The organism is Streptomyces sp. NPDC057445 (assembly GCF_042802855.1).
In the GTDB taxonomy this organism is placed as follows: domain Bacteria; phylum Actinomycetota; class Actinomycetes; order Streptomycetales; family Streptomycetaceae; genus Streptomyces.
Window position 1 is genome coordinate 38775 of sequence record NZ_JBHVDH010000021.1, and the last position, 24807, is coordinate 63581.

General features: G+C 68.6%; 26 protein-coding genes and 5 pseudogenes. 13 read left to right on the forward strand and 18 right to left on the reverse strand.

All coding sequences use genetic code 11. The annotated features are described in order from the left end of the window. Nucleotides 1-2: 2 nt before the first annotated feature. The 3 genes from ACFU5O_RS30430 to ACFU5O_RS30440 all read right to left on the reverse strand — a co-directional run bounded on the left by ACFU5O_RS30430 (nt 3) and on the right by ACFU5O_RS30440 (nt 3074). Nucleotides 3-239: a hypothetical protein gene (locus tag ACFU5O_RS30430; protein ID WP_384245381.1), complete on the reverse strand. Its 237-nt coding sequence runs from the start codon at nt 237-239 to the stop codon at nt 3-5. 633 nt (nt 240-872) lie between these two features. Next, the gene (locus ACFU5O_RS30435) at nt 873-2051 is read right to left on the reverse strand and encodes a methyltransferase domain-containing protein (protein ID WP_384245382.1); all 1179 of its coding nucleotides are present in this window, start codon (nt 2049-2051) and stop codon (nt 873-875) included. 480 nt (nt 2052-2531) lie between these two features. After that, nucleotides 2532-3074: an SMI1/KNR4 family protein gene (locus tag ACFU5O_RS30440; protein WP_384245383.1), complete on the reverse strand. Its 543-nt coding sequence runs from the start codon at nt 3072-3074 to the stop codon at nt 2532-2534. 241 nt (nt 3075-3315) lie between these two features. Between ACFU5O_RS30440 and ACFU5O_RS30445 the strand changes: the two genes are divergently transcribed. Continuing rightward, a complete protein-coding gene (locus ACFU5O_RS30445; protein ID WP_384245385.1) occupies nt 3316-3735 on the forward strand; it encodes an HIT family protein in 420 nt (139 codons plus the stop codon). A gap of 392 nt (nt 3736-4127) precedes the next feature. On the opposite strand, the gene ACFU5O_RS30450 is transcribed toward ACFU5O_RS30445, so the two are convergent. After that, on the reverse strand, nt 4128-4784 hold the full coding sequence (locus ACFU5O_RS30450; protein WP_384245386.1) for a class I SAM-dependent methyltransferase: 657 nt from the start codon (nt 4782-4784) through the stop codon (nt 4128-4130). 347 nt (nt 4785-5131) lie between these two features. Then, nucleotides 5132-5857, reverse strand: coding sequence for an SMI1/KNR4 family protein (locus ACFU5O_RS30455; RefSeq protein ID WP_384245387.1), 726 nt, complete (start codon nt 5855-5857; stop codon nt 5132-5134). 54 nt (nt 5858-5911) lie between these two features. Here ACFU5O_RS30455 and ACFU5O_RS30460 point away from each other — a divergent pair, with 54 nt between their 5' ends. Further along, nucleotides 5912-6121 (forward strand): DUF6207 family protein, encoded by a 210-nt coding sequence (locus ACFU5O_RS30460; RefSeq protein ID WP_384245388.1) that lies wholly within the window; start codon nt 5912-5914, stop codon nt 6119-6121. Between the two features lie 81 nt (nt 6122-6202). Here ACFU5O_RS30460 and ACFU5O_RS30465 read toward each other — a convergent pair whose 3' ends face one another. Together ACFU5O_RS30465 and ACFU5O_RS30470 are read right to left on the reverse strand one after the other, a co-directional pair. Then, nucleotides 6203-6772 carry a DUF4328 domain-containing protein gene (locus tag ACFU5O_RS30465; protein WP_384245389.1) on the reverse strand — a complete coding sequence of 190 codons (570 nt, stop codon included), beginning with the start codon at nt 6770-6772 and terminating at the stop codon, nt 6203-6205. A gap of 491 nt (nt 6773-7263) precedes the next feature. Further along, entirely contained in the window at nt 7264-7554 is a 291-nt protein-coding gene (locus ACFU5O_RS30470) for a WhiB family transcriptional regulator (RefSeq protein WP_384245390.1), read from the reverse strand. Between the two features lie 364 nt (nt 7555-7918). Between ACFU5O_RS30470 and ACFU5O_RS30475 the strand changes: the two genes are divergently transcribed. Continuing rightward, complete coding sequence (locus ACFU5O_RS30475) at nt 7919-8986, forward strand: hypothetical protein (RefSeq protein WP_384245392.1); 1068 nt, start codon at nt 7919-7921, stop codon at nt 8984-8986. Here the strand turns inward: ACFU5O_RS30475 and ACFU5O_RS30480 are convergent. Next, nucleotides 8975-9592 (reverse strand): annotated as a pseudogene (locus ACFU5O_RS30480) (IS5 family transposase); the annotation flags it as partial. The gene ACFU5O_RS30475 and the pseudogene ACFU5O_RS30480 sit on opposite strands and share 12 nt — an antisense overlap. Nucleotides 9593-9717: 125 nt before the next feature. Between ACFU5O_RS30480 and ACFU5O_RS30485 the strand changes: the two are divergent. Genes ACFU5O_RS30485 through ACFU5O_RS30500 form a run of 4 tightly spaced genes read left to right on the forward strand, consistent with a single transcriptional unit; the run spans nt 9718 to nt 11050 of the window. Further along, entirely contained in the window at nt 9718-10347 is a 630-nt protein-coding gene (locus ACFU5O_RS30485) for a class I SAM-dependent methyltransferase (RefSeq protein WP_384245393.1), read from the forward strand. A 10-nt stretch (nt 10348-10357) separates the two neighbouring features. After that, entirely contained in the window at nt 10358-10543 is a 186-nt protein-coding gene (locus ACFU5O_RS30490; protein ID WP_384245394.1) for a hypothetical protein, read from the forward strand. A 59-nt stretch (nt 10544-10602) separates the two neighbouring features. Further along, complete coding sequence (locus tag ACFU5O_RS30495) at nt 10603-10878, forward strand: hypothetical protein (RefSeq protein ID WP_384245396.1); 276 nt, start codon at nt 10603-10605, stop codon at nt 10876-10878. A 31-nt stretch (nt 10879-10909) separates the two neighbouring features. Continuing rightward, nucleotides 10910-11050, forward strand: coding sequence for a hypothetical protein (locus ACFU5O_RS30500; protein WP_384245397.1), 141 nt, complete (start codon nt 10910-10912; stop codon nt 11048-11050). A gap of 565 nt (nt 11051-11615) precedes the next feature. On the opposite strand, the gene ACFU5O_RS30505 is transcribed toward ACFU5O_RS30500, so the two are convergent. The 5 genes and pseudogenes from ACFU5O_RS30505 to ACFU5O_RS30525 all read right to left on the reverse strand — a co-directional run bounded on the left by ACFU5O_RS30505 (nt 11616) and on the right by ACFU5O_RS30525 (nt 15412). Continuing rightward, nucleotides 11616-11819 carry a cold-shock protein gene (locus ACFU5O_RS30505; protein ID WP_384245399.1) on the reverse strand — a complete coding sequence of 68 codons (204 nt, stop codon included), beginning with the start codon at nt 11817-11819 and terminating at the stop codon, nt 11616-11618. Between the two features lie 260 nt (nt 11820-12079). Beyond that, entirely contained in the window at nt 12080-12376 is a 297-nt protein-coding gene (locus ACFU5O_RS30510) for an HIT family protein (RefSeq protein WP_384245400.1), read from the reverse strand. A 53-nt stretch (nt 12377-12429) separates the two neighbouring features. After that, nucleotides 12430-13020, reverse strand: a complete 591-nt coding sequence (locus tag ACFU5O_RS30515; RefSeq protein ID WP_384245401.1) for a hypothetical protein — start codon at nt 13018-13020, stop codon at nt 12430-12432. Nucleotides 13021-13669: 649 nt separating this feature from the next. Continuing rightward, nucleotides 13670-14116 (reverse strand): annotated as a pseudogene (locus tag ACFU5O_RS30520) (leucine zipper domain-containing protein); the annotation flags it as partial. A 387-nt stretch (nt 14117-14503) separates the two neighbouring features. Continuing rightward, the gene (locus ACFU5O_RS30525; protein ID WP_384245477.1) at nt 14504-15412 is read right to left on the reverse strand and encodes a GlxA family transcriptional regulator; all 909 of its coding nucleotides are present in this window, start codon (nt 15410-15412) and stop codon (nt 14504-14506) included. A gap of 130 nt (nt 15413-15542) precedes the next feature. Between ACFU5O_RS30525 and ACFU5O_RS30530 the strand changes: the two genes are divergently transcribed. Then, complete coding sequence (locus tag ACFU5O_RS30530; protein WP_384245402.1) at nt 15543-16136, forward strand: MBL fold metallo-hydrolase; 594 nt, start codon at nt 15543-15545, stop codon at nt 16134-16136. Here the strand turns inward: ACFU5O_RS30530 and ACFU5O_RS30535 are convergent. The 3 genes and pseudogenes from ACFU5O_RS30535 to ACFU5O_RS30545 all read right to left on the reverse strand — a co-directional run. After that, nucleotides 16133-16270, reverse strand: coding sequence for a hypothetical protein (locus ACFU5O_RS30535; protein WP_384245488.1), 138 nt, complete (start codon nt 16268-16270; stop codon nt 16133-16135). The two genes, ACFU5O_RS30530 and ACFU5O_RS30535, sit on opposite strands and share 4 nt — an antisense overlap. A gap of 53 nt (nt 16271-16323) precedes the next feature. Continuing rightward, a pseudogene (locus ACFU5O_RS30540) lies at nt 16324-16461 on the reverse strand (OmpA family protein); the annotation flags it as partial. Nucleotides 16462-16500: 39 nt separating this feature from the next. Then, nucleotides 16501-16805, reverse strand: a pseudogene (locus ACFU5O_RS30545) (IS5/IS1182 family transposase); the annotation flags it as partial. A gap of 75 nt (nt 16806-16880) precedes the next feature. Between ACFU5O_RS30545 and ACFU5O_RS30550 the strand changes: the two are divergent. Then, on the forward strand, nt 16881-17474 hold the full coding sequence (locus ACFU5O_RS30550; protein WP_384245403.1) for a hypothetical protein: 594 nt from the start codon (nt 16881-16883) through the stop codon (nt 17472-17474). Here the strand turns inward: ACFU5O_RS30550 and ACFU5O_RS30555 are convergent. Next, nucleotides 17427-17987: a hypothetical protein gene (locus ACFU5O_RS30555; protein WP_384245404.1), complete on the reverse strand. Its 561-nt coding sequence runs from the start codon at nt 17985-17987 to the stop codon at nt 17427-17429. The two genes, ACFU5O_RS30550 and ACFU5O_RS30555, sit on opposite strands and share 48 nt — an antisense overlap. Before the next feature lie 83 nt (nt 17988-18070). Between ACFU5O_RS30555 and ACFU5O_RS30560 the strand changes: the two genes are divergently transcribed. The 3 genes and pseudogenes from ACFU5O_RS30560 to ACFU5O_RS30570 all read left to right on the forward strand — a co-directional run. Further along, on the forward strand, nt 18071-18235 hold the full coding sequence (locus ACFU5O_RS30560; RefSeq protein WP_384245405.1) for a hypothetical protein: 165 nt from the start codon (nt 18071-18073) through the stop codon (nt 18233-18235). Nucleotides 18236-18281: 46 nt separating this feature from the next. After that, complete coding sequence (locus tag ACFU5O_RS30565) at nt 18282-19130, forward strand: endo alpha-1,4 polygalactosaminidase (protein WP_384245407.1); 849 nt, start codon at nt 18282-18284, stop codon at nt 19128-19130. Nucleotides 19131-19325: 195 nt separating this feature from the next. Next, nucleotides 19326-19811, forward strand: a pseudogene (locus ACFU5O_RS30570) (transposase); the annotation flags it as partial. Between the two features lie 508 nt (nt 19812-20319). Here the strand turns inward: ACFU5O_RS30570 and ACFU5O_RS30575 are convergent. After that, nucleotides 20320-21456: an isoafricanol synthase gene (locus ACFU5O_RS30575; RefSeq protein WP_384245408.1), complete on the reverse strand. Its 1137-nt coding sequence runs from the start codon at nt 21454-21456 to the stop codon at nt 20320-20322. A 292-nt stretch (nt 21457-21748) separates the two neighbouring features. On the opposite strand from ACFU5O_RS30575, the gene ACFU5O_RS30580 reads away from it, so the two are divergent. Further along, entirely contained in the window at nt 21749-24676 is a 2928-nt protein-coding gene (locus tag ACFU5O_RS30580; RefSeq protein ID WP_384245409.1) for an ATP-binding protein, read from the forward strand. Nucleotides 24677-24807 lie beyond the last annotated feature (131 nt).

Consider the following 24807-nt stretch of genomic DNA (forward strand, 5'->3'; position numbering starts at 1 on the left):
CTTCACCGATTCCTCAGCTCCGAGGAGACCACCTGGAGCAGCCGGAAGGACACGGACTCACTGCCGAGCCCTGGATCCGGCAACGCGGTGACGTCCTCGTAGGCGAAGCCGTACGCTGGGGTGAATGCCGTGCAGGAACGCAGCGCGGTCCGCAGCGTGGCGATGACTTCCGTGGCCTGGTTCGGTGCGTACGACGCCAGCGCCATGGAACCTCCGTAGTCGCCCGTGACTGCACTCATCACCTGCTTGACACGGGCCTTGGGCGCAACCGGGCTGGCCAGACCCACCGCGGCGTCGACTGGCCGGCATACCGACGGACTGACCGGCGCGCTGTCCGCCCGGGCTGGACTGGGCAGCGCACTAAATGCATGCCCGGGAAGGTCCCTCTGCGTGACCATCGCCCGCTGAAGAGCCTGCTGCCCCAGCACCTTGCCGCCCACAGCCGGGACAGCCGACCGCTCCTCGCCCTCATCCGCGGCGGGTCTGTCGTTCTTACCTGCACACCCTGCCACGGACAGCACGACTGTCACGCACACCAGTGCCGCCCCACGACGCCACAGACGTCTCTGCCGCCAACTCACAGTCCCCACCACGCCCATGCAAGATCACTGAAGAACCGTGAGTACACCTCGCCCCACTGCCGTCGTCGAGCGACAAACGCCCCCGCCGGTGCAGCAGGCACGGACACAGGCCCGCAACGGACCGAGCTGAGGACGGCCACCCCGGGGCGGCGCGGCTTTCGAGCCGCACCCGGCACAGGCCGCCGAGGCCACGCAGGGTGGCGAGGATGCCGCGCGCCCATCAGCCCGTACCTGAGAGCCCTCGGGGCCAAGGCCAAGGGCCCTCACCTCGCACTGGTCGGTCGACCCCCGTCAGCGTTTCGCTGCGAAGTCTTCGCTTACGGTGTGCGCGCCGGCGGCAACGTGGACGGCGACGCGGTGCGTGCCCTTTGCGGTCACCTCCAGCCGGTACTGGTCGATGCCGGGGCGCCCCAAGCTCTCCCACGCTGTGTGGGCGGCGGTGATCTCGTCCCACAGCCGTCTCGGGCCGGCTTGGGTGAGGGCGAAGCTGTCCGCTTGTCGGCCGTCGTGGTCCACGCTCGCCCAGGACGTGCTCGTGGTGTCGGTGATGTGCAGGCGGGTCGGCGCGTGTTCGCCGCTGGTGTCCCACGCGAACGTCGCACCGGGCACAGCGAGCCCGATGTGGAACTCGGCATCGAGGTCCCCGCCCGCGACCTGCCAGGGCGACAGGCGCGTGGTCCCCGTCCGGCACGGTTGAGCAGCGCCCTGGCCGGTGTGCGGAGTTGGAGGCGCCTCATCTGGGCTGCGCATGGGCATGAAGGAGGCGAAGGCGTGGAAGCGGCCGCGCCCGCTGCCGTCCGCCCCTGCTGTCAGGGCGAGGGTGCCGTAGCGGCACCAGGCGGACGTCCATGGCGTGACGATCCGCCCGCCGGGTGCCGTCTGCTGCAGCCAGGCCGGCGGAAGCCGGTCGACGGAGAAGGTGGCGATGATCCGGTCGTAGGGCGCCCCAGGCGGCCACCCGTCGGCCGCGTCCCCCACGACGACCTCGGGGTCGTAGCCGGCGGCTTTCACGTTCCGCTCGGCCTGTGCTGCCAGGAGCGGATCCAGCTCGACGGTGGTGACGGCCCGCTCGCCCAGGAGTTCGCACAGGAGCGCGGCGTTGAATCCCGTCCCGGCGCCCAGCTCCAGAACCCGTCCGGGAGGTGGTGCGCTGGAATCGTCGAGGCCCGCCAGGAGCAGGGTGCGCAGCACCATGGACGGCATGGACGCCGACGAGGTCGGTACGTCGTCGGTGAACTGGGTGACCAGGGGGGTGTCGGCGTAGGCCGCTGTCATCCAGCCGTGCGGGTCCTTGGCCCGGTCGCAGGGCCGGTAGCCGCCCTCACTGTCGCGCAGCCAGAGCCGGTCGGGCAGGAACAGGTGTCGCGGGACCTGGCGCAGCGCCTGCTCGTAGGCGCGCGGCAGCGGGCCGGTGAACTCGGTGACGTCGCGCAGCAGGCTCTCGGCGAGCGCGGCGTGAGGCGTGGTCACGAGAGCGGCGACTCTACTTCTTGTCCGGGGCCGGTGGCGGGGGCGGAGGGGGGACGGGACGGTGGGGCTGATGGCCGTCGTCGCCGATCGGCGAGCGGTGTTTGGCCCGTAACGCGTCCACACCTGCCTCCCGTGATCTCCCCTTGGAGGGTCCACCGTAGGGCAGCAGGCTGCCTGGCAAAAGGACGCCGCACAGCGTCGGCAAGGGCCGTTACGGTGCCACCCCGGGGCCGACGGCACCGCATGGGCAGGCCGGCCGCTCAGGTGACGCGGAGGGACACGAGGCATGGACACCGGCGGGTGGCTGCGCGGGATCGAAGTTGGGCCGCTGGCCTCCCTACTGCGCGACATCACGCACTCCCACACCCTGGATGACTCTGCTGCGTGAGAACGGACAGAGGATGTCCACCACTTCGGGAGGCAGCAGAGGCAGTAGAGATTCGAACGACGGGTGAGCTTCGACTGCCCAGGACGGAGCGTTCAGTCCCACCAGTCGTCGCCGGTGCGCCAGCGCCGCACCCACCCCTCGAAGCCCCAGGCGTGGTCACCAGGCGCCGGAACGGCACCGACGTCGGCAACCATCCAGACCTCGCCACGGCGAGGCCCCGTGGTCAGCAGGAGCCAGAACGACTGCCCGTCCTCGGAGCCGAGAACGACTGACCCCTTGTTGAATGCGGCATCGATCCGCGGGTCCTCGAGGTCGACGTCCTCGTCGTCCTCCCAGTGCCAGGCTGCCTGCAGAGGAAACCGCTCCCCCGGCTGCCGTGGGCCGAGGTCGGGCCAGCTGTCGGGCAACCAGCCAAGTGGCTGGAGGCCACCGTCGCCGGCGGGGCCGAGGCTCGACCCGTTGCTGATCTCGGCGATAAAGGTCCTGTACGGCTCTGGAAGGACAACCATGTTCTCTGCCTCCCACGCTGCGACGGCTTCATGGCCGAGCGCCGGTTCGCGCCATTCCGGCGGGAACGCGGAGCGCAGAAAGTCGAGAGTGGCTTCGGCTGGACGCTGATCATGTGTGGCTGTCACGGCAGCATGCTGGCAGAAGGGGCTGACAGCCGATCGTGGCCCTTCCAGGAGCTGTGTCGGCCGAAGTCATGAACATCGAACAGGGCTGAGCCAAGGTGACTCCCGAAGTGGTCGACATCTGCTGTCCGTTCTCAGGTTCTGGCTCAGCTTCTGTGAAGCGGTCACACTCAGTTCCCGGGAGTCCTGGCCGGGCATGAATCGGCTGGCGAGCGCCGTGCCGGCCCTGGCAGGGTCAGCCTGTATGGACTGCATTTTCTGCCGGCTGATCCGCGATGACACCGCTCGTTGGGTGATCCGTGGATCTGTGGCCTCCGCGTTTGCTCCGCTGAACCAACTCGCGCCAGGGCACACCCTGGTAGTCCCAACGTCCCACTACGCGGACATCTTCGATACGCCGCCGGAGGTCCTTGCCGACACCATGGCGCTGGTCAAGCTCGTTGCCGGGAAAATGCGGACCGCATTGGCGGCCGGAGGAGTGAACGTCCTCAGTGCCAGCGGCCCGGGATCGGAGCAATCGGTACCCCATTTGCACTTCCACGTGGTTCCCCGCTGGTCAGATGACGGGTTCTCGACCTGGCCGTCGCAGCAGTCCCAGCACGAGATCGCCGGTGACCCTGTCACACAGCTTGCCGACGCCATGACGGCCAGTCACGCAACATGAGCATCACCACAGAAGATGAGCCAGAACGTTCTCATGAACAAAGCCACCCTGGATGAGTCCTCCTGGGCGCGGGTTCGCGAGGAGCTGCGGCGGCGCTCTCGCGGTGTGTGCTTCCCGGCGTCCTCCCGCCCGCGGCGACAGCCTTCGTGCTCGTCCACCCACTGGATGACGGAGCCGTGAGCCGGCTGCTGCGGGCGGCGGCGCAGCCGGCCGAGAAGGGGTGGGCAGCAGGCTGCACGGGACCTGGCCGTGGCATGCCGGTGTGTCCTGTCTCTGGGACCGTGGCCTGGGATCAGGCGCTTACCTGGCACTGGGCAGACGCCGGTCTTCGGGTTGTCTCACTGCTGCTGGCCGCTGCGCGCGGGGATGGAAAATCCCACCTGCGTGGCCAGTTAGTGCTGGTACCAGACCAGGGTGTAGCGCCAGAACAGTCGACGGCGTAGCCGTGCGCCGGGCAGTACGTGTTGGGCGTCGCGAACGATGTCGGGGAAGCTCATGGTCGCAGGTCGGGTCGGGGCGGTCATTGAGGCCGGCCGCGCAGCCTTGCAGCCCTTGTTCTTGATCCAGGCCATGGCGACGTTCGACGGAATGGCGGCAGCGCCGAGCAGATGATCGCAGAGAGACTGCGCGTGGGCGACGCCCACGACGATCAGGGTTCCGCCGGGCGCCAGGTGCTGACGGAAGTGGGTGAGTGCGTCACTGAACGGCAGATGGTGGATGGTGGCGACGCACGTAATGACGTCGTAGGAGCCAGATGGCATATCGCTGAGAGCGTCGCCGACGGTGAAGGTCACGGGGGCAGCTGGAGCAGTGAGCTCCCGCGCCCGAGCGACGATTGTGGGGTCGGCGTCGATTCCATGCACTGCGCCGGCACGTGTGGCCAAGAGCCTGGCCAGATCACCGCTGCCGGATCCGACGTCCAGGGCGCTGTCAAAGCGCCTGGGGAGCTGCCTCAGGAGCCACCGGTGATAGTGGGCGTTGTGATCCCAGGGGTGATCGGCGTGGAACCGGTCAAGTGCGTGGAGGACGCGGGGTGCCAGTGTCGTCATGACGTGAGTCCATCACGTCAGGACGAGACCACCGTCGAAGAACTGTCATCCGCATCTGGGCGCACGGTGGCCGGACGGGTGCCACCCGTTCTCTGAACAACGACTCAATTACCACCAGTTGCCTCGCCAAAAGGGACCCGCGGCCACATGCCTGAGATCTGCACCCGAACGTGGCCAGGCCAAGTGAGACCTGGCCCCCTTCACTGGGAGCCTCACCTTCGGCGGCAACATCATCGAAACTGGCACCGACGCCTGCCACCTCGGCGCCACCCACGCACGCGCCGAACAGCAATCCCTGGGTTGACGCCAATGCGGGCAACCTGACCGACAGAAGCCCTTGGACGTGGTCAGCGGTAGTCGTTGAGCCAGTCGCCCGGGATCAGGTCACGAACACGGTCGAGGTCTTCTGTCGTGCGGCCACGGGCCAGAATCGCCATGCCGTCGTCGCGCAGAAGGACGTCCTGGCCCAGGTACCACCTGATCCCATGTTCCTCCTCACCGATGGGATACACCGGGAAAGGCAACCGGACTGCGTTCGTCTCCAGAAGCTCGACTGTGTCTTCATCCGGGTCAAGAAAGTCGCAGAGCTCTTCATCTCCCTGCAGTGACTCGGACAGAACGACCTCGACGAAGCAGAGGGAAACACGATCCAGCCACGCCTCCCACTGCTCGGCGCTCTTGTCTGCCAGGTCGGACCGGATGAACACCGCCGGGTCGTCATCTTGAAGGCTGTCGAGGAGGACGCCCCAGGATGCGGCTCCCTGGTTCTCGTGCCGGAAGACCAAGGCCTCCTTGGCGTCATCCACATACAGCTCGGCTGGGCTGAGCAGCACATCGTGGTTGCTGGTGAGATCCTGCCGCCGCCCGAACAGCAGATACGCCTCGCGCAACGCCGTCGGCAGTCGGAGACCCAGCCGGCCCTCGGCAGCGTCAAGATCCGCATCCGGCCAGCCGTCACTGTTCTCCAGAGCGCCGATCCAATGGTCAGCGAAGCCCTGAATGAAGCTCCATGCACCACTGCGGCCTTCGACGCCTCTGGCAAGAGACGCAGCGAGATCGAACTCTTGTGTCATGCCAGGGACGATATCCGTCCTACCCTTCAACCCTCTTCACACCCCGACACGCCGATGCGGTGTTCCTGGCATTCGACAACATTCTGGACCTGCTTGATCAACACCTGTTGCCCAAGCTCGGCATCAAGCGACACGCAGACCAGCGAGCCCGGCTCGGTCGTCGTAGACCTCACCGCCCATGACGAAGCCCCCGCGAAAGCAGTGATGGCAGGGCTGGAGCAGCTCTGGGCCACCAGGCGGCGTGTGATGCGGGCGCGGGTGTAGCCGGTGTCTGGAGACTTCCCCAGAGGATGACCGAGCATGACCGAGCTCTCCGGATCGCTGGGCTGCCAGTACGTGAGTACCTCACGCGGGCTGTTCGGAAGCTTCTGCCGGGCTGTCGTGGCCGGTCCACGTCGCCCTGCGCAGTTGCATCCGGGTGAGCCTGCGCACGACGAGGATGGCGAGCACACCGGCGGCGATGTCGAGGAGGTCGGCGGCCATCATCAGTCCCACTGCCTCCTTGACCGGATCTGCCTCCTCGGCACGGGTGTAGTAGCGGGAGGCCAGATTGCTCAGCATGATGTCGCAGATCCACACCGTCCACCACGCATTGACGAGGGTGACCGGCGTACGCGGCGCGTCGGGCACGCCGGGCCGCAACTCGCTCGCCGTCCCGATGTCCAGGGTGATGCGGCGCGGGAACCACAGAGAGACGACCGGCAGGAGCCAGCCCCACACCGCCCAGAGCCGAGCCTTGCTGTGAGCGTCGGGCGCGAAGAGCTCGGCGTTCTCCCGCATCTGCCGGAACCAGAGGATGAACACGATCGCGCACGTCAGGAGAGTGATGGTCTGGATCACTCCCGCGAGGCTGTAGAGGCGCTCGACTCCCTCCACCTCTTCGAGGCCGACCGTATGGAACCCCTCCTCGCCCAAGCCGCTCCAAAGCCGGTAGTACTGCGCCCCGTGACGAGCGCGAACACGTCGGCCAACATGGCCAGACCGAGCAGCACACAGGTCGCCGCGGCAAGCCCGGTCGGCACCGGCACCCGGAACTCGGGTCTGGGCGTGAACACGGGAAAAGTGGACATGAAAGACAACCCCCCCCAGGTGTGCGACATCCACCTGGCGGGGGACGCTCGCGGAACCTATGCGGAGAGACGGCGAGTTGTCCATGCGGTTTGCCCGCGGGAGTGGCGTTCAGAGGTCGGACAGACCCCGAGAACCCTTCTGATCACAAGGGCAGCCATGGCCTTGCACAGCCGCCAGGGCTCGGTCGGCGGTCAGTCGCCCCGTCGGCGGCCCGCCCCGGCCCGCCCGTTCTCAGCGCATCGGCCGGCGGATGTGGTCGCGCATACCCGGCCCCGGCCAGTGGCGGGCACCGTCTCATCCCCATGACGAAAGCCGCTGGCGGGTGGCATTCGCTGTCAGCTGGCCCGCTGTTGTTCACGGTCACGGCGAGCGGTTTCCAGGACAGTGCGCCAGGAGGTGACATCAGGTCTGCGGCGCAGCAGGGCCCGTCGCTCTCGTTCGGTCATGCCGCCCCAGACGCCGAATTCGATGTGGTTGTCCAGTGCCTCGGCCAGGCACTCGGTCTGCACCGCACAGCTCATGCACAGGGACTTGGCGCGCTTTTGTCCAGCCGAATCGGTGAAGAGGTCCTCCGGGTCGGTGCTCCCGCATGCTGCATTCTCAGACCACTGGGCCATCGCACTCATTGCCCCTCCGTTCCCCCCACTTTGAGGCTCCACTATGGAACACACACGAGCCTATGCCGCGGCAGGGGCGGCAAACTACTCGTAAGTGGTGGGGACCGTCGGCCGGCACCAACCCGCGCGGCGCTGCTGCCTCTCACTCTGACAGGTGCAGATCGTGGGAGCGCATTGTGTGCCGCCTCGTGGTGAGTAGCGTCCGGCAGCAACAACCAGCGACTGGGCCGTTTCTTCCGGATCACTTTGCTGACCAGATGACGATGACGAGGTGATCCGAAAGAAGCACCCTACGAGTCGTTCCGAATCCCGGTGGATTCTCCGCTGTGGGCGAGACACAATCCCCTAGGAATCGGGGCGAGGGGGCGCTTGTTTGGACGTGTTCGCGTGTGCCGGGTGCGGCACGGAGCTGACGGGACCGGTGTCCCGGGTCGCCCTCCCCGTCCACGCCCACCACGGAGGGTGGGAGGAACTCCATCCTCCGCTGATGGAGCCCGCGACGTACGCCGTCGACCCCCGGCCCACCGGACCGCCCTGGCGGCTGTGGAAGGAGGTCGGAGCGGACGCGGCGGCTCGGCAAGGCGTGTTCGCGCCGGTGTACTCCGTCTCCTTCGGCGCACGGAACAGGATCGTCATCGCCCCCGGCGACTCCCGGTCCATGACCCTGATCCCCGACAAGTGCGAAGGCTACTGCCAGGGTGTGGATGGCCGGGCCGGTCCCAACCTGGCGTGTGAGGGGTGCGGGCGGGCCGTGGCAACCCGCATGGACGACTGCGGAATGTGGCAGACGGTGTGGCTTGAGCCCGACGCGGTCGTACGCCGCCCCTCGGGACTCTCGGCCGGTCCGCCTCCCGACTGGAACGATCTGGAACGCGCTGAGCACCGCGTCCCACCCGTCGAACCCGACGGGTCGTGGAGCCGTCGCTGGGAGGCGGCGGTCGGAGTCGCACTGGCCCATCTCGTGGCGGTCACCGAGGACCGCCCGGTGAACCTCCCCGTCGGTCCCGTCGCCGAGTTGCTCGGCCACGCCGTCGGCCGGTACCTCCCCGCCGGGCCCGGTGCCCGGTCCGTGGGGCTGGCCGGCCCGGGGATCCACCTGCCCCGGCACCGCCCCGACGTCCTCCTGGTCCCCCGCCACCCCCTCACGGGGGCGCCCTGGCGTCCGCCAGGCGATGAGGGGGCTGTGGTGCCGCTGGACAGCGGGGTCTGGGCGTACCTCGCCCACCCGGGCGAGACCTCGCCGATGCCCGCGACCGGGGTCCTCCCGGAGGGCGTCCTGCGCGACGACTACCCCCTGCCGCCGCGCCCCTGGTGCCCACTGACGCCCCACCACCGCGCCTTCGAGGACACCCTGGTCCGGCTACCCGCCGTACGCGCCCCCCGGCTGCGCAGGTATCGCGACGCGTACCGCCAGGCCGTTTCCCCTGCATCAGCGGGCTGACCAGAGGAAGATGCCCGCGACGTGGAGGCCGCACCTCTCGACCGTGTTGCGCTGCTTGTACGCCTCACGGTCGAAAGCGGGAGGGCGCCCGGCTCGGCTGCCTGGCCGCAAGCAGTGGGTGCTCTGGTCCGCCCGGATCGGGATGACCGCCCGGATACGACGGCTGCGCAGGTGCTAGCGAATCGCGCGCGACGAATAGACCTTGTCCGCCAGGACCACATCCGGCCGGTTGCGGGGCCTTCCCCGTCGACGGGGCACACGTAGACGTGCCATCACCCCGGTGAAGGTGGGCGCGTCGTTGGCCTGCCCGCCGGTCAGGACGAACACCGGCCGGCGGCCGCGAGGTGCATCTTCGTGGTCAGCCCTCCGCGGGACCGACCGATGGCATGGTCGGCCGGCTCGCCTGCCGGGCCCCTCCTTGCGGGCCCCAGCAGCGTGCTGGTGAGCGCGGACGATCGTGGAGTCCACGGACACCGCCCAGTCGAGGTTCTTCTCCTCATCGGCCTGGGCCGTCAACGCGGTGAACACGCGCTCCCAGGTGCCGTCGGCCGCCCACATTCGCATCCGGTTGTAGACGCCCCGCCAGTTTCCGTACTTCTCCGGCAGGTGCATTCTCCGAACTGCTGAAGGTGGCCCGTGATCAGGCGACGGGGCGATCAGTCCCGAGGGGAAGGGTGGTCGGGATGTGGCCGGAGAACGGCTGCGAACGGCTCGGGTGTTAGTTTCCTCCCGTGTTGGAACACCAGGACGAGACCAGGGCGGCCTACGACGGGGTCGTCGAGCTGTATGCGTCGATGTTCGCTGATCGGTTGGAGACGCAGCCGTTCGCGCGCAACATGATCGGCACCTTCGCCGAGCTCGTGCGTGGGACGGGGAACCTGCGGGCCGCCGACGTCGGGTGCGGGCCCGGACATCTGACGGCCATGCTCCACGACTTGGGGCTGGACGCCTTCGGGCTCGACCTCTCCCCGGCCATGGTCGACCACGCCCGGCGGGCCCATCCAGCGCTGCGGTTCGACGAAGCGCGAATGGAGGCCCTGCCGGTCGAGGACGGCGCGCTCGGCGGAGTGCTGGCCCACTACTCGATGATCCACACCCCGCCTGGGGAATTGCCCGCGCTGCTCGCCGAGCAGATGCGTGTCCTGGCACCAGGGGGCCTGCTCCTGGTCTCGTTCTTCGGGACCGAGGGACCGGAGCCGGTCCGCTTCGATCACAAGGTGACGCCCGCCTATAGCTGGCCGATGGACCGGTTCGCCGAGTTGCTGGCCGGGTCCGGGTTCATCACGGTCGCTCGGCTGCTCCACGACCCGGCTTCCGAGCGGGGCTTCCTCGACGCCCACTTGCTGGCCCGCCGCCCCTAGAGCGTGCCCCGTGGCCTGGGACGGGGTGGTGTGGATCATCCGCGTGTTCTGGCCGATCGGGAGTGGTGCTGTTTCGATCGGAGCCATGCCGAACATGGTGCGGGATCCGCAGGAGTACCGGCAGGTCGTGGACCAGCTCTGTTCCTTCGCCAGCGAGTGCGCTGAACTCTTTGCCAGAATGGAAACCAGGCACTGAGCCTCCCGACCTGACCGCTGGACGCCGACTGCTTCGGACCCCTCCGTAGAGTCTGGGCAATGACAGGAAACCAGGGCCGCTGGCCAAAGATCGACCAGGATGGTGGCATCGAGGACGTGACACTCCTCATCCTGGAATGGCTGGGTGAGCAGGGCGTGAACGCCATGATCAGAGTGGACGCCGAGAGGGTGGCCGACAACGCGCCGGCGTGGACGTTCGCCGCCAGTGGGGGTCCCTTGGAGCATGGCATGCGTGCTAACGGGAGGACTGGGCAGCAATGCATGTCCACAGCCCTGTCCCAGCTGCGCGAGGCCGGGCTGTCGGTTCCGTTTTGATCTTCGTCTTCGCTCGCCTCTGGCTTCGATCATGACGTTGGTCTCGGCGTCCCAGTCCTTCGGCGCCGGCCAAGCTGACCCGGAGTCCTTCAACCTCGCCGAGCCAGCCCTCGTGTTCGGCTTCGGCGGTGAGGGCGACAAGGTTGTCGCGGATCTCCTCCAACCGGGCTGAGGAAGCTGCCCCGCAGGCTGTTCCCCAGCCGCGGGGGGCGAAGAAGGCGGGCAGCGCTACCCGCGGGCGCCAGCAGCAGAAGACTGCGCAGCCCAAGCCCCAGGGGCAAGGTGAGGAGCGTCAAGAAGGCGATGCCCAAGAAGAGCGGGCACTTCTTGCATGAGCCGGTGAGGGACCTTCTCACCGGCGAGCCGCGCACGGTCAGCGAGGTGGTCAAGGAACCGGAGCAGGCGCACCCGGAGCGGGCGGGCATCAGCACCCAGGTCGTGCGCAACGCGCTGGATACCCTCTTGCCAAGAGCCTGGCGGAGCGGACGAAGCAGGCAACGACGGTGTACTAGCACGGCCGTCGAGAACGACTCCGCAGGCGGGGCGGCACCCGGCACCGGCGGGGAGACGGCCGAGCCCGAGGCGGCGGAGAAGGAGATTGCGGCGACGCTCCAGCCGGGCATCCGTACTGGCAGAGGGCGTGGCTGCCTGCGGCGCCAGGTGGTGAAGCGCACCGCCGTTGCGGGCGTGGGTCCTGCCCGTCCCCACGCGCGGGGACGGGCAGGGGTAGCACGGGGTTACGCGGGGGTGATGTTCTCCGCCTGCGGGCCCTTGGGGCCCTGGGTGATGTCGAAGTTCACCTTCTGGCCCTCCTGCAGCTCACGGAAGCCCTGGGCGGCGATGTTGGAGTAGTGGGCGAAGACGTCCGGGCCTCCTCCGTCCTGCTCGATGAAGCCGAAGCCCTTTTCGGAGTTGAACCACTTCACGGTTCCGCTGGGCATGTACGTCCTCCATGGGACTCGAGGTACGGTCCCCGCACCGCGCGGGGCCCGGAGGTGATCGCCGGGTCCTCAGCGGCACTCAACAGCAAAACCGCCCGTGCATGTGCTCACGGGCGGAAGGGACTTCGGAACCACGACAGCTGATGGTGACGCTACACGGACCCGGCCCCCGCCACCATGAAATCCGTCGCAGCCCGGCCGCGTGTCGTCACAGTAGTTATGTCCATGAGAACGTTCTGGCTCATCTTCTGTGGTGATGCTCATGTCGCGTGACTGGCCGTCATGGCGTCAGCAAGCTGTGTGACAGGGTCACCGGCGATCTCGTGCTGGGACTGCTGCGACGGCCAGGTCGAGAACCCGTCATCTGACCAGCGGGGAACCACGTGGAAGTGCAAATGGGGTACCGATTGCTCCGATCCCGGGCCGCCGGCACTGAGGACGTTCACTCCTCCGGCCGCCAATGCGGTCCGCATCTTCCCGGCAACGAGGTTGATTCGTTCACCAGTTTCGGGTTCTGGCTCACTTTCCGTGACCACGTTGCTGTCAGTCACTCGCATGTCGGGGGCAGGCGAACTACGGCCCGGTTCGGAGCAAGGACCCTACGCAGGTGTCAGGAGTAGACGATGGGGCAGCCCCGCCGCACCGAGTGCTGAGCAGCGCGCAGAAACAGTGCGACGTAGAAGGCAGTATCCAGGTCATCGCTCCATGGGCCTGATCGGGCAGCGGCCAATTCCTTCGCTGCTCCGTTCATGAACCACATGGTCAGATCGAGGTTGTCGCACATCTGTGGGGTCTCGGCCGGCAGGTCGATGGCCGTCGCCAGTCTTTCCGCAATCGCCAGCACCTGAGGAGCACCGGCGACCATGGTCGACGACTCCGTATAACTGGAGTCGATGGGCAACCAGATCTCCTCGTCGAGCGAGAAGGGCACCAGCACCGTCCAGCCGCAGACAGTCTCCGCTTCCTCTCGTGACAGGTGCGTCTGGCATAGCACCCCAAACCCGTCCATCGAGGGGATCAGCTTCTCCTCGAAAGCCTGCCCCGAACCGCGAACGAAGTCCATCTCCTCGGGCACGGACTCATAGGGTGGCAGCCCCTGTTGCCGCAGCTCGTGGTTCAGCGCCGCGGCGATTTCCCCCCACCCGTCTTCTTCCTCACCAAACCATTCCTCCGCGCCAACACTGACCAGATATATGCCCATGGCCGCAACGTACAGCGCGCCACTGACACCTCGGACACCTGATTGTCCTCGCAGGGGTGCTCGACGCCGACCAGAACGGTCCCGTAGAAGCGGCCCTTGCGCGTCGCGTATTCATCGACGCCGACCACCCGCGGCACCGGTGGTTCGGGGTCGGGCAGGGCCTCAACCAGCCGAAGCACAGTGCTGCGACTGACGGGCACTCCGAAGACACCGGCCATGCGGGCGCCGGCCCGGCCAGCGAGCGCGAGGCCGACCGCGGCCAGTGTCGACCGCAGCCGCTCGGCCCACCGGCCGTACCGTTGGTTCAGCCGGCGACCTGCTCGACGGGCGTACGCCGTTCGCACAACGCGTTCCCGCAGATGAACCGGCGGACCGGCAGACACAGCCTGTGAACCCGCTCCGACCAGCCTCTGTACCCAACGCAGTCGGCCCCGGCCATCGTGCACCGGGCCTCTATCAGAACCGCCTCATCGTTCACGTCGACCGACAGCACCCTGGCGCTGTTCTTCGCCCAGGGCGCCGGGCACCGCGGTTCGGCGCGCCGCATCGTGCTTGGCCAGTACCTGGGCTTCGCTGCGATCCTCGCTGTCGCGGTAGCCGCCGCGTCCTGCCCGAGTCCGCCATCCCCTACCTCGGTCTGCCGGTCGTGCGGCGGCTTTCCGGGCTTCTTCACGTCGACGTGGACCAGCTCGCCCGGGCGGGCACGCTCGTAGCGGCGGATGACCTGCCCTGTGGGCCGGTCCAGACAGCAGAGGCGGTTGAGACCGTGCCGGGTCAGGATCCGTTGCACGGTCGAGGCAGGGCAGGCCCAGGATGGGGCCGATCCGCGCCGGCCCCGGCTTGCGTTCCTGCCGAAGCCGGCGCATACGCGGGCCTCGGTGTCGGCCGGGGTGCGGTGCGGTGTCGTGTGCGGACTGCTGGACCGGTCCCGCAGCCCCGCCTCGCCTTCGGCCGCGAACCGGCGCACCCATTTGTGGGCCGTGGTGCAGGACACGCCCATCTCGGCCGCGACATGCGCCACCGGACGACCGGAGCGGACACGATCAACCAGCAGACGCCTACCGAAGAAGGCCAGCCGGGCATTACGGTGGGACACGAAGGCCTCCGTGCGGTGAAGATTCGACACCTCCACCACACACGGGGGCCTTCGCCATGATCAAGCCCTACGACTGTCAACAACGCTCGTGCTCAATACACCTAGCCCGCTGGGGCCACATCCTGCTGGCCCCTTCTGATCGCCATCGGCCTGCCCATCCTCATCGAGGGCGGCGCCTTCGGCTTGTGACTTGGCCGGCATGCCCACCGGGACCATTTCGAATCACTCGCGACATCCAGGTGCCTCCCAAACTGGCGCACAAGTGCTGTCCATGCTCGTGACCAAAGCCAGGCTCAGGTGTCCTGTGACAGCGAGCCTTGACCGGGAGGAGTTCCGCAGCTCATGCCGTAGCCAGGTGCCTGCGGGAGTGGGAGGCTGCCTTGTTCGTTACGGCGTGTTCGTGAAGGAGCGGCGGTAGGAGCGGGGCGGCACTCCCCGGCGGCGCACGAACTGTTCGCGCAGGACGGCCGCGCTTCCGTATCCGACGCGGTGGGCGATCTCCTCGACCGGCAGGTCCGTGGTCTCCAGGAGCTCCTCGGCGCTGCTCAGACGCAGGCTCCGCAGCCAGGCGTGGGGGGTGGTGCCGGTCGCGGCGGTGAAGCGGCGGGCGAAGGAGCGTTTGCTCATCAAGGCACGCCGGGCCAGTTCCGCGACGGGAAGCGGCTCGTGGAGGTTCTCGCGGGCCCACGCGAGTACCTCGGCGAGACGCTCGTCGCGGCCGTCTTCGGGGACGGGGGCGGCCAGGTACTGTGCCTGCCCGCCGTCGCGGTGGGAGGGCAGCACCACGTCCCGGGCAACAGCGTTGGCCATCGCGGCTCCGTACTCCCGCCTCAGCAGGTGCAGGCAGAGATCGAAGCCCGCGGCGGCTCCCGCGCCCGTGATGATGCGTCCTTCGTCGATGTAGAGGGCGTCGGGTTCGACGGTGACTTCGGGGTGGCGGCGGGCGAGCAGTTCGGCGAACCGCCAGTGGGTGGTGGCCCGCCGACCGTCGAGCAGTCCGGCGGCGGCGAGCGCGAAAGCGCCGACGCAGTGGGCCGCGACCAGTGAGCCGCGCTCGTGTGCGGCCGACAGTGCATCGAGCACGGCGGGAGCGGGTGGTGTGCGGAAGCCGGCCCACGGCAGGGCGATCACCAGATCGGCTGAGGCGAGCCGGTCCAGGCCGTGCGTGATGGTGAGCGGCACGCCGAAGTCAGTGGGGACCGGCCCGGGCCGGTCGGTGCACAGGGCGAAGTCGAAGCCGGGCAGTGTCTCGCCGTGCGGGCCGAACACCTCGGTGACGATGCCGACGGCGAGCATGCCGACTCCGGGCGGGGTGTACGCGGCGACGGTCACGAAGGGAGGCACACGTGCAGTGTGGCACTAATCCTGCGATCAGCGGCATCTGTGCCACTCGTGAACGATCGGTCTGCCCGGAAGGATTGAGGCCATGACAGACGCACCGCTCGGCCGCAGCGCCGTGTACACGATCCTGACCACCGGATACGTCGGCTCCACCGGCCCCGGAGTCGCCGCCACCGTCTCCTACGTATTCGACGCCGGCCGGCATGTGATCTTCGACCCGGGCATGGTGGCGAGTCGCGACCGTATCCTCGCCCCGCTCGACGAGTTGGGGCTCGGCCCCGACGACATCACCGACGTGGTGCTCAGCCACCACCACCCGGACAACACCATGAACGTGGGCCTGTTCGGACGGGCCCGGGTGCACGACCACAAGGTGGAGTACCTCGGCGATCTGTGGAGGAACCGGGATGCGGAGGGTTACGAACTCACCCCGTCGCTACGGCTGATCCGCACCCCGGGCCACAGCGCCGAGGACATCACACTGCTCGCGGGCACGAACTCGGGCGTGGTCGCCTTCGCCGGTGACCTGTGGTGGCACGCGGACGGCCCGGCGGACGACCCGGTAGCCCCCGACCGTGAGGTGTTGCGCGCCTCCCGGCTACGGGTGCTGGCCGCCGCGGACCTGATCGTGCCCGGCCACGGCGGCCCGTTCAGGGCCGACGACACCACGCCACGCTAGCCGCTCTGTCCGACGCGCCTGTTCTTCTCCCTGCCGGGCTCGGTCTTGTTGTCGGCGACCGGGTTGGCTTCGCCGAATCTTTTGACGGTGCAGGTGACGCCGGTGCCGAGTTCGTCGCGGAGGACGTCGCGCACGCCTCGGCGCGCCGGCGGGAGAGTGTCAGGCCGTGGGCGGCCGATCCGTGGCCGTCGGTGTAGCCGGCGATGGTGGCTTTCGTGGCGTGCCGGCTGCGGATCTCACCGGCGACGGCGCGGATACGGGCGCGGACGGCGGCGGTCAGTGTGGCGCTGTCCTTGCCGAACAGGATCCTCCCGCCGAGCGTCACGGTGGTCTGGCCGGTGGTGTCTTCGCGGCGGCCAGTCGTACGGGTCGCGACCGCGCGGAAGTTTTTGAGCCGGTTGATCGTCCGCTCCACTTCATTGCGACGCCTGTAGATATCTCTGTCGAACCCGGTCGGACGGCACCCTTACTGCCGCGGCGTCGGCGGTTGGCCCGCTGGTCCCTGGGTTCCGGAATCGTGTGGTTGATCTGGCGTCGATGCAGGTAACGACGTTTGCGGCGCGACGAACAGGCTTCGTGCCCCAAGGTGATCGGGCCGAGTGGGCGGGTGTGCGCCGCCCGGCCGAGAACACGGATCTCTTCCAGCACGGAAGTCAACTGTGGGGCCTCCGCATCGACAACTGCCCGGCTGTCAGAGGGCGGTGGCACAGTGGGCGGAACTGATCGAGGAGGGGTTGAGCGACTATGGGCGACTTCTACGAGCGGATCGTCGATGTCGAGGTGTCCCACGAGGAGGCGGGGCCGCTCGCCGAGCGGATGGTCGAATGGATGGTCACCGAGGGCCTGATCACGCGCGAGATGTCCGGCGACGCGATGTACAGCCTGCAGGTCGACGAAGGCTACGTACCGGGACCGAACTGGGCACGGGCCGCAGAAGAGTGGGACGACGACCACATACCGGCGCCGGTAGCCGTGATTGTCGGGCGTGACCACCATGTCGGTGGACAGGGCATGGACACGGCGGAGTACGCGCTCTGCCCGCGCTGCGCCACCCGTACGGTGTTCATCGACTATCCCGAGTCCTTCGACCCCGACGAGCAGGTCTGGCAGCCGTTCCGGGGCGCCATCACCGACTGGAAGGAGACGGGTGAAGGCCACGCCCGCTGCACCGCCTGCCAAGCCGTTGTCCCGATCACCCAGTGGCAGTGGGACAGCGATTTTGCCCTCGGTGCGCTCGCCTTCGACTTCTGGGGATGGCCGCCGCTCACCGACGACTTCGTCGCCGAGTTCTCAGGGCAACTGGGACACCGAACCGCGCAGCACAGCGGGAAGTTCTGACCGACAACCGGTCACCAGACAATCAGGGACCCCTGTCAGCTCGAGTTGTGCCGGTACGCCGCCGGGGAGTTCGGGGTACGGGTCCTGTGTCGCGTGGGCGGCGGCCAGGATGGCGGGTTCGTCCCCGCGCCAGCCGTGCAACATGGCGTCGGTGGGGTGCGAGAAGCGTGCGTCGGCGCCGGTGGCGTCGGCGAAGTCCTTGAACTCGGCGAAGTGCGCCGCGGCAGTGGTGAGGTTGCCGCGGAGGACCTCCGAGGTGGCGTTGGCGTGCGCGGAGATCTGGAGCATGCGCAGCGCGCCGTGGGGGCGGGCTGCGGCGGCGTAGCGGCGTCCGCATTCCCCGGGCGCGTCGATGTCCCACATCTCGACGGCGGCGATCATCCCGAGCAGGGACCAGCGGACGGCCCCGCCGTGCTCCGCACCCGGCAGCCGCATCGCGGCCGGCGCCGCACGCAGGGCGGGGGCGGAGTCGGGGGGGGCCGACGGCGACCAGGCGGGGACTCCGAGGGGCACATTTGGGTACCGGTCATCGCCTTCCTGGACCAGCGGGGCCGGTGCGTGGAGTTCTTACCCCGGATCGGATGCGAGGGAGCGGGATGGGCCTGGCCACCGGGCGTGAGGTGCCGGTGGTGTACATGGAGCGGCACAGCCACACGGGACGGGTGGACATGTGGCGGCACACAACGGGGCCAGCGGGGTTCCTGCTGCTCGGCGGGGTAACCTTCCTCGGCGCCGCCGTGTTGATCTCCCTGACGAACTGACCGCTTCCCAAGGAGGCGGCAAGCCCCTATATGGAGTCTGTCGACCATGCGTCCCGGTAGTTCCCCCTGGGTCCCTTCGGCACTTGTGGCGTCGGCCGTCGTCGTCTCCTTTCTGGCCACCGCCTGTTCGAGCGGCGGCCATCCCGAGGCGAAGCCTCCCGCGTCCCCGTCCAAGGTCACCCTTCCCCCCGTGCATGCGGGCTTCGACTATCAGCTCGGTGGTCCCTCCACCCTGCCGACGGGGGTGACCGTCGTCGCCCGTGACCACACGGCACCGCCCGCACAGGGGATCTACAACATCTGCTACGTCAACGCCTTCCAGGCTCAGCCGGGCGCGGAGAAGGAATGGGACGCCGGTCTGCTGCTCCGCGACAAGGGGGGCGAGGTCGTCATGGACGAGGACTGGGGGGAGGCGATTCTGGACATTGGCACCGACGCCAAGCGCAAGCAGATCGCACGGAAGGTGAACACCTGGATCGACGCATGCGCGGCCAACGGCTACCAGGCCGTCGAGCCGGACAACTATGACAGCTACACACGCGTGCCCGACGGACTGCTGACCGCGGACGACGCGAAGGCGTTCCTCTCACTGCTCTCTACCCACGCACACGCGCAGGGTTTGGCCATCGGCCAGAAGAACACCGCGGCCCTCGCTCCGGCCCGCGCAGAGGTCGGCCTCGACTTCGCCGTGGTGGAGGAGTGCGGCCAGTACGACGAATGCGGCGACTTCACCGACGCGTTCGGCGACAACGTCCTCGTGATCGAGTACAGCGAGCAGGGCCTGAAACGGGCGTGCCAAGGCTGGGGCGACGAGATCAGCATCATCCGGCGGGACCTGAACCTCGTGCCCGCGGGCAGCGAGGGCTATCTCCGCGGGACCTGCAGTGACTCCTGATGCGAGACGGCGGCGGTCGGGGTCGAGGAGGCTTGTCAGTGCCGCCGGCAGGGATTCGCCCGTCCCACACGCAGTGGCGAGAGACGCCCAATCCGTACCGTCCAGGAGCATTTGATAGTGCGGTAGCTCGTCGGGGTCAGGCGTCTCGCTCTGCCTGCGGTTCTTGGTCACAGGCGGAGGCCATAGCGTCGCTGAGCCGTCAAGACCTCAGCCGACGTACCCGCGGCCGGCCAAGGCATCGACGCAGGCAAGAGAATCGCAGGCCGCAAACGCCACCTCGGCGTCGATGCCCTCGGTCTCCTGCTGGCCGTCCGGGTGACCGCCGCCAGCGCATCCGACAACACCGGCGGCATCCATCTGCTCTCGAACATCGCCAAGGCCTACCCCCGGGTCACCAGGGCGTGGGCTGACACCGGCTACCGCACCAAGGTCATCGACCACGGTGCCCGCCTCGGCATCGACGTCGAAGTTGTCCAACGCGGCCCCGGCGTCAAAGGATTCAAGGCCCCCGCCGCTGGGCTGCCGAGCGGACCGTCGGCCGGCTCCTGCACCACCGACGCCTCGCCCGCGACGACGAAACATACCCACACCGACCCGAAGCCATAATCCACGTCGCGATGATCAACCTTTATGAGCCGCCGACCGACTCGCGAATCCACCCCGGATCGGCGCGACACCTGATCGACCTCGGCACCACGCGTCTCTATCTAGAATGTGGCGGCCACCGGCGATCAGACCGTCCACCTCTGCTCGCACCTCGACCGCCAACCTGCTCCACAGCGCATCATCCATACTCACATTGAACCTGCCGAGCAGCCGTAGCCGCATGGCGGTACCCCCGATACCAGACACCCGCACCGGGACAGAACGCTCTTCTAGAACTCGGCGACATGCACGGCCCATGATGATGCCGTTGACACGCACTCGTCGGATCCGCTGCCCGTCTGTCGGATAGACGATCACAAGCGGATCAGCCATGCCCCGAGCGTCTCTCCAAACCGCCCCGGCCGCATCCGCATGCGCCAATGGGTGCACAGGTTCGTTCTCTGGTGAAAGTCGGCCGTGCTGCTGTCGGCCGCGCTCGTTCAGGCGCTGCCTCCAGGCGCGCGGACTGCGTGGACTGGATCCGGCTTCGCCCGTCCGGCGGCAAAACGCCTTGCGGCCGGCCGCGTTGGGGAAAACAGGGCCGTTAGATCGACGCACCCTCCGGCGGCGTGTTCCGCGCGCGGCAGAGCCCTTCGACGCAGGGCTCAGGCAACGCGGTGAGATGCGCCCAGGGACGCAGCCGTCCACCGCTCACGGCGGCGACCCCGGTCTCGTCGTAGCGGGAGGTCGCGAGGGACCAGGCAAGGTTGCCCGCCATCAGATTGCCCATGCCCTGCACGAAGTGGTCGACGTGCCCTCGCACCTCGGGAAGTACGCCGTGCTGGCTCATCCTCTTGGACAGGGCAGCGGCAAGCCGGCCGAAGTGGGCGGTCCGTGCGTTGGCGAGCGCGGCGATGCGATCGAGGGACTCCTCCAGCGTGCAGCCCTCCTGTTCGCGGAGGATGACGACACTGTTGTTCACATCCCCCGCTGCCATCTCCTTCACGAGCGAGACGATGTCGTTCACGAAGATCACCACATCGCATGTGATGCGACGCATCTCCCGCAGCGGCGAGGAGTCGAGCAGCTCGTCCGGCAGGCTGTAGCCACCACAGCGCTCGGTGAAGTCGAGGCAGGGCTGTACTCCTATGGAGTGCCGACGGACTTCGAGGAACTGCTCCAGGGACGGCAGGCGGTCCGCGGTCCGGTTGTGCGCTTCGCCCTGATGGGCAGCCATGTAGGTCCGCCAGTGGGCCCGGAACCGGTTCTGCCAGCTGTCCGGAGTGGCGGCGGTGGCCCGGCGCCAGATGTCCCGGAACGCCCGGACGAGCGGCGGGTCGTGGAAGTCGGGCGGCCCGGGGGGCGGTTCGTCCGCCGTCATGGTCTGCACGAGGGTGTCCACGACGCTCTCGATCGCCTCGGGCCGCGTCCCCAGCAGACCGTCGAACTGGTCGTCGAAGATGAAGAACCAGGCGTTGAAGTCGGCTGCGAGCTCGAGGTCGGTCCCCGTCGCGTCGGGGTAGAAATACGCCATCAGCCGCTCGAGCCGCAGCGCGTCGTACTCCGCCGCCTCGGCTTCTCCCCGCAGCAGGCCCGTCTCCTGCAGCCACTGCAGCGTGTGCCGCCGCGCGCGCTCGGCGTGTGGGCTGAAACGGGTGGGGAACGGAAGTCGGATGGCTGCGGTGCGCCGCGTCGGGTCCGACGGCACCTGATGGAAGCGGGAAGCCCTTGCGCTCGACATACGCACCCCTTTTGGGCATCGTGGTCCGCGTCCCGCCGGCTCGGAGATTCGGGCGTGACGCGTTATCGCCGCGCTACGACACTAGGTGGCACTCCGGTCGAACGGCAGCGCCCGACGGGTGCCATGGGGTGAGAGACCGGCGCACGCAACCGCGTGCGCGCCCCCAGGGACGCAGTGACAACGGTCGCCGGTGTTATCAGATTTCATCGTTTCCGGCAGGCGGGACGCCCCACCGTCTTCACGGGCGTACTCTTCGCGTACTTGAGGACGACACACGGTCGAAGGAACGGATGTGGCCTACACAGGAGACCGGCCGGGACAGCGTCGGCTGTTACTGGAACGCGATGTGGAACTGGCGGCACTGGATGCCCTGTTGACCGAACTGAGCGGGGCCGCCACCGGCTCGGCCACACCCGGCACCGGCGGCCTGCTGGCCGTCGCCGGGCCGGCCGGACTCGGCAAGACCTCCCTCCTCACCGAGGTGCGCAGGAGGGCCGTGACCCGTGGCTGCACGGTGCTCTTCGCCCGTGGAGGGGAGCAGGAGCAGGGCGTGGCGTTCCATGTCGTGCGCCAGCTGGTCCAGCCCACTCTGGCGGCGGGCACGGAGAAGGAACACCGCGAGATACTTGGCAGTTGGTACGACATCGTCGCCCCTGCGGTGGGCCTGGTGGCGCAGAACAGCGACGCCTCGCCCGATCCCCAGGGCGTGCGGGACGGCCTGGACTGGATCGTCACCCGCTTCGCCGTGCAGCGCGCGCCGCTGGTGGTGGTCCTGGACGACGCCCACTGGGCCGACGCCGAGTCGCTGGCATGGCTCACCGGGTTCGCGCCGCGGGTCACCGAACTTCCGATGCTGCTCGTCGTGGCCTACCGCCCGGACGAACTCCCTGTCGACGCAGCCGGTTTCGGCCGACTGGCCGAGCGCCATGGATCGCGCCCCTTCGACCTCGTACCGCTCACCCCAGGCGCGGTCAGCCGCATCGTCCGCGACACCGTGGGCGAGGAAGCGGACGAGGCCTTCTGTCGCGAGGCCTGGGCCGTCACCGGAGGAAACCCGTTCGAGGCGGTCGAACTCGCCGCCAAGGTCGCCGATCGAGGGCTGAAGCCGCAGGTCGTCCATGTGCCCGAACTGCGAGAGCTGGCCTCCGCGGTGAAGGGCAGCGGGCTCGTCGAGCGGCTGGAACGGCTCGGCACCTCCACCGTCCGGTTCGCCTGGAGCGCCGCAGTGCTCGGTGCCGAGGCGTCCCGGCGCCTGGCCGCGAGTGTCGGCGGGCTGGGCGAGGCCGAGTCCGTCGACGCCGTCGCAGGTCTGCGAGAGGCCCGTATCCTCGCCGACGCGGCTCCCGGCGCCTCTGACAACGAGGCGTTGGAGTTCTTCCATCCGCTGGTCGCCACCGCCGTCTACCGGGCGATTCCCGCGGCGTTCCGGGTCGCCATGCACGGCCAGGCCGCCGCGGTCGTCGCCGGTGCGGGCCTGGGCGCCACCACGACGGCCCGCCATCTTCTGGAGATGCACCCCGAGAGCGACCCCTGGGCCGTGCAGCAACTCCGGCATGCCGCCCGTGAATACATCAGGGCCGGTGCTCCCGAGGCCGCCCGGCGTTGCCTCGCCCGGGCGCTCCGCGAGCCGCCCGCCCTGGACGAGCGGGCCGACGTCCTGTTCGAACTCGGCTGCGCCGCGCTGCTGACCGAACCCGCGACCACGGTGAACCATCTGCGGGCGGCCTTGGAGGAGCCCGTCCTCGATCCCGCCATGCGCGAGGCGATCACCTACCGGCTGGCACAGGCCCTCGGGCACTCGGACCGGATGGCGGAGGCGGCAGAATCGGTCGCCGAAGCCGCCCGAGGGGCCACCGATGCCAGGACGCGGCTGCGCATGCAGGCGGAACAGTTCATGTGGAACGCCTTCCGGGCCGATGAGCAGGACTCTCCCGCCCGGTCCCGCAGACTGGCCCGGCTGGCCGAGCACCTCACCGGCCGGAGCATGGCCGAGCGGTACATCCTGGGGCTGCGCGCCTGGGACGCCATGGTGCGCGGCGAGCCCGCGACCACCGCGCTCCACTACGCCGAGGAAGCCCTCGGCGAGGGCCTCAGCTGGACCGACGAGCAGTGGGGCTTCGAGGTCCCGGTGCTGGTCGCTCTCACCTTCATGTACTGCGACCAGCCGGGGAGAGCGGAGGAGCTCTTCAACAGGGGCATCGCGGAATGCGAGAAGAAGGGCTGGCGCGGCGCCCATCTGTCGTTCGGGTTCACCCTTCTGGGATACATCCGCTATCGCCGCGGACGTCTTGACGAAGCCGAGTCCCTCGTCCGTGGCGGACTCCGGATCGCGGACAGGGTCGGCCACCAGGTGCCCGCACAGTACTTCGCCATCGGCATCCTCATCGAGATCCTGCTCGCCCGCGGACGCATCCAGGACGCGCACGAACTCGCCACCACGTACAGCTACGGCACCATCGTGCCCAGCGCCGTGGTGTACCCGGACTCACAGACCGTTTACAGCGAGCTGCTGCTCGCACTCGGCATGCGCCGGGAGGCCGAACGGCAGCTCATCCAGGTCGGCGAACGGCTCGAACCGCGCGGCATGCGCAACCCCGCCTGGTGCCCCTGGCAGCTCCATCTGTCCCAGGCCGTGGAGGCGTCCGATCCGGAGCGAGCCCTCGAGCTCGCCTCCGAAGGCGTGAGAAGGGCCCACCAGTTCGGCACTCAGTCGGCCATCGGGCAGGCGCTGCTCGCAAAGGCAGCGGTGGCGCACGGTACGGAGCAGGTCGCCCTGCTGGCCGAGGCCGTTGAACACCTCGAGCGCTCCCCCGCCGGCTACGACCTGGCGTGTGCGCTGGTGGACCACGGTGTGGCGCTGCGCCGCGCCGGGCTGCCGCAGCAAGCCGTCGAGCAGCTTCACCGCGGCCTGGAAGACGCCGTGCAGTGCGGGGCGGACGCCCTCGCGTCGCGGGCCCGCGACGAGCTGGACGCGGTCGGCATGTGGCCGCTCCAGCTCCGCACCGCTGCCACGGAGCCGCTCACCGCACAGGAGCGGACCGTGGCCGAATGGGCCGCCGGCGGCTGGACGAACGCCCGCATCGCCGAGGAGCTTGGCACCCAGGACGCGGTGGTGACCCGGTTGCTGTCGGACATATACCGCAAGGTCGGCTCCGATCACGCGGGACTGACACGGCTGATCGGAAGGCAGACAGGAGGGCCGCCGGCCTCCAGCGACTGATCTGCCCACGCGAGGTCGCACGGCAGGTCGGCGAGGCGCAGCGGCCCGGACCTCAACGGTGGCGCGCCTACTCGAACGGTAGGCGCCGGTTCCCCGGTGACCGGACGCAGTACGACGACTGAGGCCCACGG